Source organism: Streptomyces sp. NPDC003011 (genome assembly GCF_053591515.1).
In genome coordinates this window covers 1-13,350 of record NZ_JBSFTY010000004.1, presented here as the reverse complement: position 1 = coordinate 13,350, position 13,350 = coordinate 1, and the positions used below count along the sequence as shown (strand labels likewise).

11 protein-coding genes are annotated in these 13,350 nt (G+C 70.8%); 9 read left to right on the top strand and 2 right to left on the bottom strand.

The genetic code is table 11. The features are described from left to right. Nucleotides 1-204: 204 nt before the first annotated feature. The 3 genes from ACWD0J_RS03105 to ilvD all read left to right on the top strand — a co-directional run bounded on the left by ACWD0J_RS03105 (nt 205) and on the right by ilvD (nt 3,915). The gene (locus ACWD0J_RS03105; RefSeq protein WP_451493981.1) at nt 205-1,029 is read left to right on the top strand and encodes a sugar phosphate isomerase/epimerase family protein; all 825 of its coding nucleotides are present in this window, start codon (nt 205-207) and stop codon (nt 1,027-1,029) included. Nucleotides 1,030-1,174: 145 nt separating this feature from the next. Beyond that, on the top strand, nt 1,175-1,780 hold the full coding sequence (locus ACWD0J_RS03100) for a TetR/AcrR family transcriptional regulator (RefSeq protein ID WP_451493980.1): 606 nt from the start codon (nt 1,175-1,177) through the stop codon (nt 1,778-1,780). A gap of 281 nt (nt 1,781-2,061) precedes the next feature. Beyond that, nucleotides 2,062-3,915, top strand: a complete 1,854-nt coding sequence (gene ilvD / locus ACWD0J_RS03095; protein ID WP_451493979.1) for a dihydroxy-acid dehydratase — start codon at nt 2,062-2,064, stop codon at nt 3,913-3,915. A gap of 205 nt (nt 3,916-4,120) precedes the next feature. On the opposite strand, the gene ACWD0J_RS03090 is transcribed toward ilvD, so the two are convergent. After that, nucleotides 4,121-6,265 (bottom strand): protein kinase domain-containing protein, encoded by a 2,145-nt coding sequence (locus ACWD0J_RS03090; protein ID WP_451493978.1) that lies wholly within the window; start codon nt 6,263-6,265, stop codon nt 4,121-4,123. A 284-nt stretch (nt 6,266-6,549) separates the two neighbouring features. Between ACWD0J_RS03090 and ACWD0J_RS03085 the strand changes: the two genes are divergently transcribed. The 6 genes from ACWD0J_RS03085 (at nt 6,550) to proC (ending at nt 11,455) form a co-directional block, all read left to right on the top strand. After that, on the top strand, nt 6,550-6,849 hold the full coding sequence (locus ACWD0J_RS03085) for an SH3 domain-containing protein (RefSeq protein ID WP_451493977.1): 300 nt from the start codon (nt 6,550-6,552) through the stop codon (nt 6,847-6,849). A gap of 221 nt (nt 6,850-7,070) precedes the next feature. Further along, on the top strand, nt 7,071-7,577 hold the full coding sequence (locus tag ACWD0J_RS03080) for an EamA/RhaT family transporter (RefSeq protein ID WP_451493976.1): 507 nt from the start codon (nt 7,071-7,073) through the stop codon (nt 7,575-7,577). Between the two features lie 60 nt (nt 7,578-7,637). Further along, entirely contained in the window at nt 7,638-8,402 is a 765-nt protein-coding gene (locus ACWD0J_RS03075) for a class I SAM-dependent methyltransferase (RefSeq protein ID WP_451493975.1), read from the top strand. A gap of 445 nt (nt 8,403-8,847) precedes the next feature. Further along, nucleotides 8,848-9,708, top strand: coding sequence for an ABC transporter ATP-binding protein (locus ACWD0J_RS03070; RefSeq protein WP_451493974.1), 861 nt, complete (start codon nt 8,848-8,850; stop codon nt 9,706-9,708). Continuing rightward, nucleotides 9,705-10,523, top strand: coding sequence for an ABC transporter permease (locus ACWD0J_RS03065; RefSeq protein ID WP_451493973.1), 819 nt, complete (start codon nt 9,705-9,707; stop codon nt 10,521-10,523). The genes ACWD0J_RS03070 and ACWD0J_RS03065 overlap by 4 nt, the downstream gene beginning before the upstream one ends. 119 nt (nt 10,524-10,642) lie before the next feature. Further along, nucleotides 10,643-11,455 (top strand): pyrroline-5-carboxylate reductase, encoded by an 813-nt coding sequence (gene proC, locus ACWD0J_RS03060; RefSeq protein WP_451493972.1) that lies wholly within the window; start codon nt 10,643-10,645, stop codon nt 11,453-11,455. 52 nt (nt 11,456-11,507) lie between these two features. Here the strand turns inward: proC and trpS are convergent, their stop codons facing one another. Further along, complete coding sequence (gene trpS, locus ACWD0J_RS03055; protein WP_451493971.1) at nt 11,508-12,533, bottom strand: tryptophan--tRNA ligase; 1,026 nt, start codon at nt 12,531-12,533, stop codon at nt 11,508-11,510. Between the last annotated feature and the right edge of the window lie 817 nt (nt 12,534-13,350).

Here is a 13,350-nt window from a genome sequence, read left to right as displayed (position 1 = left end):
ATGGACGGGCCCCTGTAGTGCCGCGTCGGGTTACGCGCGGGTCGGTGCGGTCGTGTGCCGGTTGGCATGGGTGGGCGGAGCGTTCCGTGAGGGGCGCGCGGAACCGCGTGATCGCCCCGTACCACCCGCACCCGCCGTGGCGAACACCACAACGGCGAAGAGGGACCCCGCACCCACCCAGGCGCACCCCGTAATCTGTCCCCCATGGCAGAGCCAGTCGTGCGCATCCCGGATGCGAAGGTCGCCCTGTCGACGGCCTCCGTCTACCCGGAGTCGACGGCGACGGCCTTCGAGATCGCCGCGCGCCTCGGGTACGACGGCGTCGAGGTCATGGTGTGGACCGACCCCGTCAGCCAGGACATCGAGGCGCTGCGCAGACTCAGCGACTACCACGGCATCCCGATCCTCGCCGTGCACGCTCCCTGCCTGCTCATCACCCAGCGCGTGTGGTCCACCGACCCCTGGACCAAGCTCCAGCGCGCCCGGGCGGCCGCCGAGAAGCTCGGCGCGTCGACGGTCGTCGTGCACCCGCCGTTCCGCTGGCAGCGCCAGTACGCCCGCGACTTCGTCAGCGGGATCTGGCGCATGGCGAACGAGACGGACGTACGGTTCGCCGTCGAGAACATGTACCCCTGGCGCTACCGCGACCGCGAGATGCTCGCCTACGCGCCCGACTGGGACGTCACGAAGGACGACTACCGGCACTTCACGATCGATCTCAGCCACACCGCGACGGCCCGCTCGGACGCGATCCAGATGGTCGACCGCATGGGAGACCGGCTCGGCCACGTCCACCTCGCCGACGGCAGGGGGTCGGCGAAGGACGAGCACCTCGTTCCCGGCCGCGGCACCCAGCCCTGCGCGGAACTGCTGGAGCGGCTGGCCCTGACCGGGTTCGACGGCCATGTCGTCATCGAGGTCAACACCCGCCGCGCCATGTCCGGCGCCGAACGCGAGGCCGACCTGGCCGAGGCCCTCGCCTTCACCCGCCTGCACCTGGCCTCGGCGGCGAAGGTGACCCGGCGATGAGAGGGCCTGGAGAAGGCGTGGCCGGAGACGGCGTGCCTGGAGGCGGCGTGCCTGGAGGAGGCGTGTCCGGAGAAGGCGGGCCCGCGGCAGGCCTGCCCGGAGAACGCGTCCCGGTGTTGAGCATGCCTGGCAGAGGCTCCCGGCCGTGAGCGACGTCACCGCGCGGAAGCGGGGCCGCCCCCCTCGTACGGAATCGGCCGGCACCCGCGACCGCATCCTGACCGCGGCCCGCGAGGAGTTCTCCGAGCGGGGTTACGACAAGGCGTCCGTGCGCGGCATCGCCAAGGCGGCCGGGGTGGACCCGGCTCTGGTCCACCATTACTTCGGCACCAAGGAACAGGTCTTCGAAGCGGCGATCACGGTCGCCTTCGCGCCCGCGCTGAGCGCGCCGGACGCGGTCGCCGACGGTCCCATGGACACCGTCGGCGAGCGTCTGACCCGCTTCGTCCTCGGCATCTGGGAGAACCCGGCCACCCGTACGCCGCTCCTCGCGATCGTCCGCTCGGCGGTGAACAACGAGACGGCGGCCGCCGTCTTCCGCCGCCTGGTCGCCTCCCAGCTGATGCGCCGGATCGCCGTCCAGCTGGACCTGCCGGACGCGGAGCTGCGCGCCGAGCTGGCGGCGGCGCAGCTGGTGGGGACGGCGATGCTCCGGTACGTGATCAAGGTGGAGCCGCTGGCGTCGGTGGACGTGGAGCAGATCATCGCGCGGCTGGCGCCGGTGGTGCAGGGGCACCTGACCGGGCCCTGACCCGGCCACCGGCCCTCACTGTCACCGGGCCCTCACTCGGTGACCGGGACCGCCCCCAGAACGCCGACCGGCGAGCGGGCGGTCACCGGGACCGCCCCCGGCCCGCCGACCGGCGAGCGGTCCGGCCTGCGACAGATTGAGACAGGTATCCCGCATTGCGGACGATGTGTCCGCCACCTGGATGACCGGCGTACGCTCGATACCAGTCAGAAGTCTCTGATCGCAGTCTTGAGATCTCTGGGGATCCGCCAGAGATCACAGTCTTGAAGGAGCGAGCGACGATGCCCGAGCTGAGGTCCCGCACAGTCACCCACGGCCGCAACATGGCGGGCGCACGCGCCCTTATGCGCGCCTCCGGTGTACCCGGTGCGGACATCGGCCGCAAGCCGATCATCGCGGTCGCCAACAGCTTCACCGAGTTCGTGCCGGGTCACACCCACCTCCAGCCGGTCGGCCGCATCGTGAGCGAGGCCATCACCGCCGCCGGAGGCATCCCGCGCGAGTTCAACACGATCGCCGTCGACGACGGCATCGCGATGGGCCACGGCGGCATGCTGTACAGCCTCCCGTCCCGCGACCTGATCGCGGACTCGGTCGAGTACATGGTCGAGGCCCACTGCGCCGACGCCCTGGTCTGCATCTCGAACTGCGACAAGATCACGCCCGGCATGCTGATGGCGGCCCTGCGCCTGAACATCCCGGCGGTCTTCGTCTCCGGCGGCCCGATGGAGTCCGGCCGCGCCACGCTCGTCGACGGCACGGTCCGCACGCTCGACCTGGTCGACGCGATCTCCGACGCCGTGAACGACAAGATCTCGGACGAGGACATCCTCCGTATCGAGGAGAACGCCTGTCCGACCTGCGGCAGCTGTTCCGGCATGTTCACCGCCAACTCGATGAACTGCCTGACCGAGGCCATCGGCCTCTCCCTGCCCGGCAACGGCTCGGTCCTCGCCACGCACACGGCCCGCAAGCAGCTGTACGTCGACGCCGCCCGCACGGTCATGGACATCACCCGGCGCTACTACGAGCAGGACGACGAGACGGTCCTGCCCCGCAACGTCGCCACCTTCGCCGCCTTCGAGAACGCCATGGCCCTGGACATCGCGATGGGCGGCTCGACGAACACGATCCTGCACCTGCTGGCCGCGGCCCAGGAGGCGGGCGTCCCGTTCGGCCTGGAGGAGATCAACGACGTCTCGCGCCGCGTGCCCTGCCTCGCCAAGGTCGCCCCGAACGTCGCCAAGGACCGTACGTACTACATGGAGGACGTGCACCGCGCCGGCGGCATCCCCGCCCTCCTCGGCGAGCTGCACCGCGCCGGTCTGCTGAACGAGGACGTGCACTCCGTCCACAGCCCGTCCCTCGCGGACTGGCTGAAGACGTGGGACGTCCGCGGCGGCTCCCCGTCGCCCGAGGCGGTCGAGCTGTGGCACGCGGCCCCCGGCTGCGTGCGCTCGGCGGAGGCCTTCTCCCAGTCCGAGCGCTGGGAGGCCCTGGACGACGACGCCGAGGGCGGCTGCATCCGCAGCGCCGAGCACGCGTACTCCAAGGACGGCGGCCTGGCCGTCCTCAAGGGCAACCTGGCGGTCGACGGCTGCGTGGTGAAGACGGCCGGTGTCGACGAGTCCATCTGGACCTTCGAGGGTCCGGCGGTCGTCTGCGAGTCGCAGGAGCAGGCCGTCGAGAAGATCCTCAACAAGCAGATCACGGACGGCGATGTCGTCGTCATCCGCTACGAGGGCCCCAGGGGCGGCCCCGGCATGCAGGAGATGCTCTACCCGACGTCCTTCCTCAAGGGCCGCGGGCTCGGCAAGACCTGCGCCCTGATCACGGACGGCCGTTTCTCCGGCGGCACGTCGGGCCTGTCCATCGGCCACGCGTCCCCCGAGGCGGCCTCCGGCGGCACCATCGCCCTCGTCGAGGACGGCGACCGCATCCGCATCGACATCCCGAACCGCACGATCGACCTGCTGGTGGACGAGGCCGAACTCGCCCGCCGCGACCAGGCCCTGAACGGCGTCTACGCACCGAAGAACCGCGAGCGCAAGGTGTCGGCGGCACTGCGCGCCTACGCGGCGATGGCCACCAGCGCGGACAAGGGCGCGGTCCGCGACGTGAGCAGGCTGGGCTGAGGTTGGCAGGCAGGCAGGCTGGCTGGCAGGCTCGGGGCTGACGTGAGCGAGCGGGACTGAGGCCGGCAGGCCCGGCCGAAGGTTCATGAGAGGGGCCGTCTCTCGGAGGCGGCCTCTTCTTTCGTCGCCGCCCCACCGGGTGCTGCCGCCCCACCGGGTGTTGCCGCCCCACGGGGTGCTGCCGCCACCGGGTGCCGCCGTCGCTCTACCAGCCCGACGGATCGCGTCCGTCGACGGCGAAGACGGTGCCGTCGGGGGCGCTGGCATAGACGCGGTTGTTCGTGAGGATGGGTTCGGGCAGAGCGGCCGCGATCGCCTCCGAGTTCGTGCCGAGCCGCGGAGGCGTCTGCCCGAGGAGCTTGCCGTCGCGGGCGTCCACGGCGAGCAGTCGCCCATCAGGGGCCGTGACGTACACATGCCGCCCGTCGGTGACCGGAGCGGAGCTCCGAGACACAGCTGTCTCCAGGGTCCACCGCTGCTGCTGGGCGGCCATGTCGACGGCCACCAGCGATCCACCGGTACCCGTGAGGTAGACGACGTCCCCGTGCACGGTGGCGTGCGGCTGCTCCAGGGAGACGGGCAGCCGCACCCGCCGGGACGCCCCGCTGCCCGGGGTGTAACGGACAACGGCCTCCGCGGCTCCGTAGACCGCGTCGACGGCAGTGAAGAACACCGACCCGTCCGCGGCGCCGACGGGCTTCAGCGCCCCTTGCAGCCGTGCGTCCCACCGCACGTCACCCGTGCCCGGGTCCACGGCGGTGACCCGCGTGCTCGACCCGCCCGCCGAGACGCTCGCCGTGTACGCCAGCGTGTCTGCGGCGAAGGAGGTGAAGTACGGCGCCTTGTGCCCCGGTATCCGGCGGCTCCACTTCGTGTCGCCCGAAGCGCCGTCCATCCCGGTGACCGTGCCGTCCGCACCAGTGAGCAGCAGCATGCCCCCGGCGGTCTCCAGCCCGGTGTACACGGGCACGCGCTGCTGCCAACGCGAGGCGCCCGAGGCGGGATCGAGCGCCTCCAGGCGACGCCCTTGACCCAGCGAGGACTGCACCAGGCCGCCCGCCACGACCGGTGGTTCGGCTCTCTGCGTCTCGGCGACGGAGCGCCGCCACACCAGCTGACCGTCGGACGGATCGAGGGCGAAGACCAGCCCGGTCCGGGCGCAGAGCAACCTGCCCGAACCGTACGAACACTGGGGTGTGCCCGGCGCGGACGTCGGTGTCACCGCCCACGCGCCGAACCCGGCCGACGTGGTCCGCGGCGTACTGCTCTTCGGCGCCGCTGCCTCACCGGTGAACAGGTGCACCGCGAGCAACGCGACGACCGAAGCCAGACCGATGGCGCCGACCCCGAGCACCGTTCTCCTGCGCGAACGTGCCTTGGGACGCGCTGCAGGCATCTCGGGCTGTCCAGGCTCATCCGTACGGGACTCCCACTCCGTACGGGACTCCCACTCCGTACGGGACTCCCTCGGGGACGTGTCGTCCGTCCGCTGCCCCGGTATGAACACCTGCGTGTCGTACGAGGCCGCCACCGACCGCAGTTCCCGCATCAACTCGTCCGGCGTGGGCCGGTCCTCCGGCTCCTTGGCCAGACACCGCAGCACGAGCGGAGCGAGATTCTCCGGTACGCCGGTCAGGTCCGGCTCGTCGTGCACGACCTGGTAGGCGACGACGTACGGACTGTCCGAGTCGAACGGCCCACGCCCCGTGGCCGCGTGGACCATCACGGACCCCAGCGCGAAGAGGTCGGCGGCGGGGCCCACCTCCCGCGGCCGCCGGAACTGCTCGGGCGCCATGAACGGCGGAGTCCCGATCAACTTCCCCGTCTCGGTCCGCAGTTCGCTGTCTTTCGGCCGGGAGATGCCGAAGTCGATGACCTTGGGCCCGTCCTCGGCGAGCAGCACGTTGCTCGGCTTCAGATCCCGGTGCACGACCCCCACCCGGTGGATGTCGCGCAGCGCCTCGGCCAGCCCGGCCATCAGGCGGCGCAACTGGTCGGGGCTCATGGCCCCGTTCCGCTTCACATGGTCGGACAGGGTCGGCCCGGGAATGAACAGCGTGGCCATCCAGGGCCGTTCGGCCTCCGAGTCGGCGTCCACGACGGACGCGGTGAAGGCACCGCTGACCTTCCGCGCGGCAGCCACCTCCTGCCGGAACCGCCCCCTGAACTCGGGGTCCTTGGCGAACCGGGCGTGTACGACCTTCACCGCGAGCTTCATCCCCGAGGTGCTCCGCGCCAGGTGCACGACGCCCATTCCCCCGGAGCCCAGACATGCTTCGAGACGGTAGTGACCGGCGTATTCGGGAAGTTCCGCTTCCGCTCCCGCCCCGGCGTTGCGCTGTGGCGCCATGGGACCACCCCCGTGCTGTTCGTCCGCGCGCGCGACGCACGGAGCCTAGTCGATGACTCGTACGGGACAGAGGCGGCTTGCTAGCCTCCGTGTGCGAGTTGCGCACATGTGTTTCATCGCGTGATTCAGGGGAATCAACGGGACCCCATGGCAGCCATGGGGTGCAACGGGGGAGGTCTCTCATGTCAGTTGACCGTGTCGAAGAGGTACAAGCAGCACAAGAAGTGCAAGCAGCGCAAGAAGCGCAAGCAGCGCAAGCGCAAGAGGTGCACGAGGTGGAGGGCATGGAGGGCAGCGGTGTGGCGGAAGCCGTCACCACGGCGGCCACTGCTGTGCGCTACTACTCGGTCGCGCCGGGCGTCCGGCTCAACGTCCGCAGCGGCCCGGGTACCGGCTACACCATCGTCCGTGTCCTGCCCGAGGGGGCGCAGGTCCCGATCTTCTGCCAGACGCCGGGCACCACGGTGTCGGGTCCGTACGGCACGTCGAACATCTGGGACAACATCGACGACGGCGAGTTCGTTTCGGACTCCTATCTGAACACGGGCAGCGACGGCTACGTCCGCCCCCGCTGTTCGTTCTGATCCGCCCCACCGGAGCCCGCGGACTCACCGGAGTCTGCGGGCTGACCGGCGCCTGCGGACCGACCCGGAGCCTGCCGGCCGACCGGGGTCCGCAATCCCATCGAAGCCCGCAGGCTAGCCCGCAGGCCGACCGGAGCCTGCCGGCCGACCGCAGCCCGCAGGCCGACCGAAGCGCACAGGCCGACCGCAGCCCGCAGCCCGACCGCAGCCATAATCGACGCGTGAGCGACGAAACCGGCAACACCCAGGAAACCCCCGAGGGCCCCACCGCCCCCCGCCCCGAACCCCTCCGCCTCTTCGGCACCACCTGGGTGAACCACGACAACGGCTACACCCCCCGCCGCATCGCGGCCTCCCTCGGCTCCCTGGCCGCCGCAGCCGTCTCCTGCCTGGTCCTCCGCTTCGCCTACGAGGGCCTCCGGATCGCCGACACCGGCAGTTTCGTGAACGTCCTGGTCGTCGCGATGTTCGCTGTCTGCAGCGCCCTCGCCTTCCGCCACACCTGGGACGGTTTCGGCACCCGCCCCGACCCCGACCGCCAGGCCTCCCTCCGCGGCCTGCTGGCCGTCGGCTTCGTCGGCTCGCTCCTCGCCTACTTCTTCCGTTCCCTCGCCGAGGCCCCCGGCGAGAAACTCCACCGCGAGGAGTACGAGGCGGCCCTCAAGCACCACCAGAAGCGCACGTCGCGCCGCACCGGCAACCCGTCGAAGAAGCGCCGCCGCGGATAGGTCCCGCCTCTCTCACCCAAAACTCACCCCACTGCGCACCCACCCCGCCACCATGGCCCTATGACGGCCTCCTCCCGCACCACCCGCGCCCACTCCTTCAACGCCGCCGCAGCCCAGTACGCCGCCAGCCGTCCCTCCTACCCACCCGGCCTCTTCGACGCGATCGAGGACCTCGCCGACCGCCCCCTCACCCGCGCCCGTGTCGCGGACATCGGCGCCGGCACCGGCATAGCGACCGCCCTCCTGGAAGCCCGCGGCGCGGACGTGATCGCCGTCGAACCCGGCGACGGCATGGCGGCCCAGTTCCGCCGCGCCCACCCCGGCATCCCGATCATCAGAGGCAACGGCAACGCCCTCCCCCTGACCACCGCCTCCGTCGACTTCGTCACCTACGCGCAGGCCTGGCACTGGACCGACCCCGCCCAGGCGCTCCCGGAGGCCCTCCGTGTCCTGCGCCCGGGCGGCGCACTCGCCCTGTGGTGGAACACGGACGCCCTCGACGTGCCATGGATCTCCGAGGCCGCCGACCGTATCGGCCGCCACTTCGGCGTGGACATCTCCGCCGAGAAGCGCAACGTCAACGCCCGCGCCGTGGACCCCGCCGGCGGCCTCGACTTCGCCCGCCGCGAGGTCCGCTGGAGCCGACGCGTCCCGGTCGACACCCACCTCGCCAACCTCGGCAGCCACTCGCTCTTCCTGGTCCACGGCCAGGAAGAGAGCGCCGCCTTCCTCGCCGAGGAGCGAGGGCACCTGCTCGAGACCTTCCCGGACGGAATCGTCGAAGAGGTCTACGACGTCATCCTGCTCCTCGCCACCACCCGCTGACCCACATCGGCACCGGCCCCTACGCCACCCTCACCTCACCCCTCACCTCACCCCTCACCTCACCCCTTGCCCGGCACCGCCGCCCGGCCCGCGCCGGCCCTGATCCGTGCCATCCGCCGCGCGGCGACGCCACCTGCCCACGCCCCGCTCCACCGCCAGGCAGACCCCACACCCCCGACTCCGGTCCCCCCCACCGGCCATGGCCCATACCCGTGCCCGTGCCCTCCCCATGACCCATGCCCGTGCCACCGGCCACCGGCCACCGTCCACCGTCCACCGGGAGATGCGCGGGCCACCCCACCCGCAGGGGTCACGACTCACGCCCGCACTCGGCCTGTGCCTCCCCAACCCGTCGCCGTAAAAGGCGAGGCGAGTCGACCACGCAGCCGCCCCCGAACGCCCACCCCGCTTGACGACCCCCACTCACCGGAGCATTATTCATCGCATGATGAATTACACGCCCGGCCCACCCGGCGACGGACCAACCCAGGCGACAGGCACCCCCGACGCCGTCGACGCTCGCGTGGCCCCCGCCCCCACCCCCGCTCCCGCCGTCCGCGCCGAGGGCCTCACCGTGGTCCGCGGCCCCCGCACAGTCCTGCGCGGCCTCGACTTCACCGTGCCGCGCGGCCAGATCACCGGCCTGCTCGGCCCGTCGGGATGCGGCAAGTCGACCTTGATGCGCGCGATCGTCGGCACCCAGGCCAAGGTCACCGGCACCCTGGATGTCCTCGGCAGCCCCGCCGGCCACCCCACCCTCCGCACCCGCATCGGCTACGTCACCCAAGCTCCCTCCGTCTACGTCGACCTGACCGTCCGTCAGAATCTCGACTACTTCGCCGCGATCCTCGACCCGGGCCGCACGGCCACGGACCGCCGCCACGAGCACGTCACCCGGGCCATCACCGACGTCGACCTGACCACCCACGCCGACGCCCTCGCCGGCAACCTCTCCGGCGGCCAGCGCAGCCGCGTCTCCCTGGCCGTCGCCCTCCTCGGCACCCCCGAGCTCCTCGTCCTCGACGAACCGACCGTCGGCCTGGACCCGGTCCTCCGCCGCGACCTGTGGCACCTCTTCCACGAGATCGCGGCCTCCCGCGGCGCCACCCTCCTGATCTCCTCCCACGTCATGGACGAGGCCGAGCGCTGCCACCGCCTCCTCCTCATGCGCGAGGGCGAGATCCTCGCCGACGACACCCCGGACGCCCTGCGCACCCGCACCCGTTCCGAGACGGTGGAGGCGGCCTTCCTGCACCTGGTCGACGAGGCCGTCGCAGCCGGCCGCACCAAGGAGAGCGCACGATGAGCACCCGTACGAACCTCAGCGTGAACAGGGGCACGAGCCCGTCGGACACGACGGTGACGCCCGCCCCGCCCCGCGCCCTGAGCGTCTCCCGCACCACCGCCACCGCGGTCCGCGTCCTGCGCCAGCTCACTCACGACCCACGCACCATCGCGATGATGATCCTGATCCCCTGCGTGATGCTCTTCCTGCTGCGTTACGTCTTCGACGGCAGCCAGCGCACCTTCGACAGCATCGGCGCCTCCCTGCTCGGGATCTTCCCCCTGATCACGATGTTCCTGGTCACCTCCATCGCCACCCTGCGCGAACGCACCTCCGGCACCCTCGAGCGCCTGCTCGCCATGCCCCTCGGCAAGGGCGACCTCATCGCCGGCTACGCGCTCGCCTTCGGCGCCCTCGCGATCATCCAGTCCGCGCTCGCCACCGGACTGGCGGTCTGGTTCCTCGACCTGGACGTCACCGGCAGCCCTTGGCTCCTCCTCCTGGTGGCCCTCCTCGACGCCCTCCTCGGCACGGCCCTGGGCCTCTTCGTGTCGGCCTTCGCCGCCTCGGAGTTCCAGGCGGTCCAGTTCATGCCGGCGGTGATCTTCCCCCAGCTCCTCCTCTGCGGCCTCTTCACCCCGCGCGACGCCATGCACCCGGTCCTGGAGGCCATCTCCGACGTCCTCCCCATGTCCTACGCGGTCGACGGCATGAACGAGGTCCTCACCCACACCGACATGACAGCCGACTTCGTACGCGACGCCCTGATCGTCGCCGGGTGCGCCCTCCTGGTGCTGTGCCTCGGCGCGGCCACTCTCCGCCGCCGCACCGCATGACCCACCCGGCGACGGACACCCGGCAACCGACGTCCCGCCCACCGGACACCCGAGCCGCCCGCCCGCCCCCGGTGCGAGGATGAACCCGGACGACGCACCCCCCGGAGGGCACCCCAGCCATGACCCAGAAAGTCGCAGTCCTCGGCACCGGCAAGATCGGCGAAGCCCTGCTCAGCGGAATGATCCGCGCCGGCTGGGCCCCGGCCGACCTGCTGGTCACCGCCCGCCGCCCCGAGCGGGCCGAAGAACTCCGCACCCGCTACGGAGTCACCCCGGTCACCAACCAGGAAGCCGCCAAGACCGCCGACACCCTGATCCTCACGGTCAAGCCGCAGGACATGGGCACCCTCCTCGACGAGCTCGCCCCGCACGTCCCCGCCGACCGCCTGATCATCAGCGGCGCGGCCGGTATCCCCACCTCCTTCTTCGAGGAGCGCCTCGCCGCCGGCACCCCGGTCGTCCGCGTCATGACGAACACGCCCGCCCTGGTCGACGAGGCCATGTCCGTCATCTCCGCCGGCACCCACGCCACGGCCGGCCACCTCGCCCACGCCGAGGAGATCTTCGGTGCCGTCGGCAAGACACTCCGCGTCCCCGAGTCCCAGCAGGACGCCTGCACCGCCCTCTCCGGCTCCGGTCCGGCGTACTTCTACTACCTGGTCGAAGCCATGACGGACGCCGGCATCCTCCTCGGCCTGCCCCGCGACAAGGCCCACGACCTGATCGTCCAGTCCGCGATCGGTGCCGCCACCATGCTCCGCGACAGCGGCGAACACCCGGTCAAGCTCCGCGAGAACGTCACCTCCCCCGCGGGCACGACCATCAGCGCCATCCGCGAACTGGAGAACCACGGCGTACGAGCCGCCCTCATCGCCGCCCTCGAAGCCGCCCGCGACCGCAGCCGCGAACTGGCCTCCGGCAACAACAGCTGACGACCCGCTGCCCGCTGCCCCCTGCCTCAGGGGGCAGCGGCACGCCACCCGCCTACCGAGCCGCACTCACCGCGCTGTCGGGCACCGCCGGCAGCAACCCGATCGCGCGATAAGCGGTATCCACGGTCGGCCGGGCCATCGCCCGCGCCCTCTCCGCGCCATCCCGCAGCACCCCCTCCACAAAGCCAGGATCCGCGCACAGTTCCCTGTGCCTGTCCTGCACAGGCCTCAGAACCTCGACCACCGCCTCCGCGGTGTCCTTCTTCAAAGAGCCGTACGACTCATATACGCCGCTCAGCGCCGAGGGGTTCCCACCCGTGCACGCCGCGAGGATCTCCAGCAGATTCGCCAGCCCCGGCCGCCGCTCCCGGTCGTACACGACCTCGCGCCCGCTGTCGGTCACCGCGCGCATGACCTTCTTCCGCACCACGTCCGGCTCGTCGAGCAGATAGACGATCCCCGGCCCGGCGTCGTCGCTCTTCCCCATCTTCGACGTCGGCTCCTGCAGGTTCATCACCCGAGCCGCCACTTCCGGACGCGTGGCCCGAGGCACCACGAACGTGTGCCCGTACCGCTGGTTGAACCGCACCGCCAGATCCCGCGCCAGCTCCACATGCTGCGTCTGATCGTCCCCGACCGGCACCTCGTCGGTCCCGTACGCCAGGATGTCCGCCGCCATCAGCACGGGGTACGTCAGCAGCGACAGCCGCACGCTCCCGCCCCGCTCCCGCTCCCGCGCGGCCTTCTCCTTGTACTGGATCATCCGCCGCATCTCGCCGTCCGTGGCCACGCACTCCAGCACGTACGACAGCCGCGCGTGCTCATCCACATGACTCTGTACGAACACGGTGCACAGCTCCGGATCCAGCCCTGCCGCCAACAGCAGCGTCGCCGCCTGCCGGCTCAGCCGCCGCACCCGAGCCGGATCGTGGTCGACGGTCAGCGCGTGCAGATCGACGACGCAGAACAGAGCGTCGGCCCGGTGCTGGTCGGCGGTGGCCCACCGCCGCATGGCTCCCAGGTAGTTCCCCAGCGTCAGATGCCCGGTCGGCTTGATCCCGCTGAATACCCGCGTCATCTCTCCCTCTCCTCCAGGTCGGGCCCGCCGCCCTCACCGGCCGGCTGCCCCCCGGAGTACGGGAGGGAGACACAGAAACGGCCGCCGAGGGCGGCGGCCGTTGTCTGCATACGTGAGCACGGCCGCCGTCAGGCGGCCCACCACTGCTGGATGCACGTACGCGTCGTCATGCAGGTCAGGCTACGCCTCCTGGGCACTGCCGGCACCGGAGTTGACACACCCCGAGCCGGTACGTAGTGTTCTCCGAGTTGTCCGACGTGAGCGCCGACCCCGGTCGGTCCCCGGACAGCCATCCCGCAGGGCCAACCAATACTCGACGATCAGTCGTTCTGCCGTCGTGTCTTTGGCGTGGATATTTGCGGAATGAGGAATCCACGTTCGAAAGAACGCGGCCCCCGATTAGCGTCGGGAGCGGGGAACCCGCTAAAGTCTCACTCGTCGGAACGGCCCAACAGCCGGGAAGACAACCCCCTCCGACGGGGAATCGGACCCGAAAGGATCTGATAGAGTCGGACTCGCCGGAAAGGGAAACGCGGAAGCGGGAACCTGGAAAGCACCGAGGAAATCGGATCGGAAAAGGATCTGATAGAGTCGGAAACGCAAGACCGAAGGGAAGCGCCCGGAGGAAAGCCCGAGAGGGTGAGTACAAAGGAAGCGTCCGTTCCTTGAGAACTCAACAGCGTGCCAAAAGTCAACGCCAGATATGTTGATACCCCGTCTCCGGTCGTCATGGCCGGGGCGTGGTTCCTTTGAAGAATACACAGCGAGGACGCTGTGAACGGCCGGGCTTATTCCGCCTGGCTGTTCCGCTCTCGTG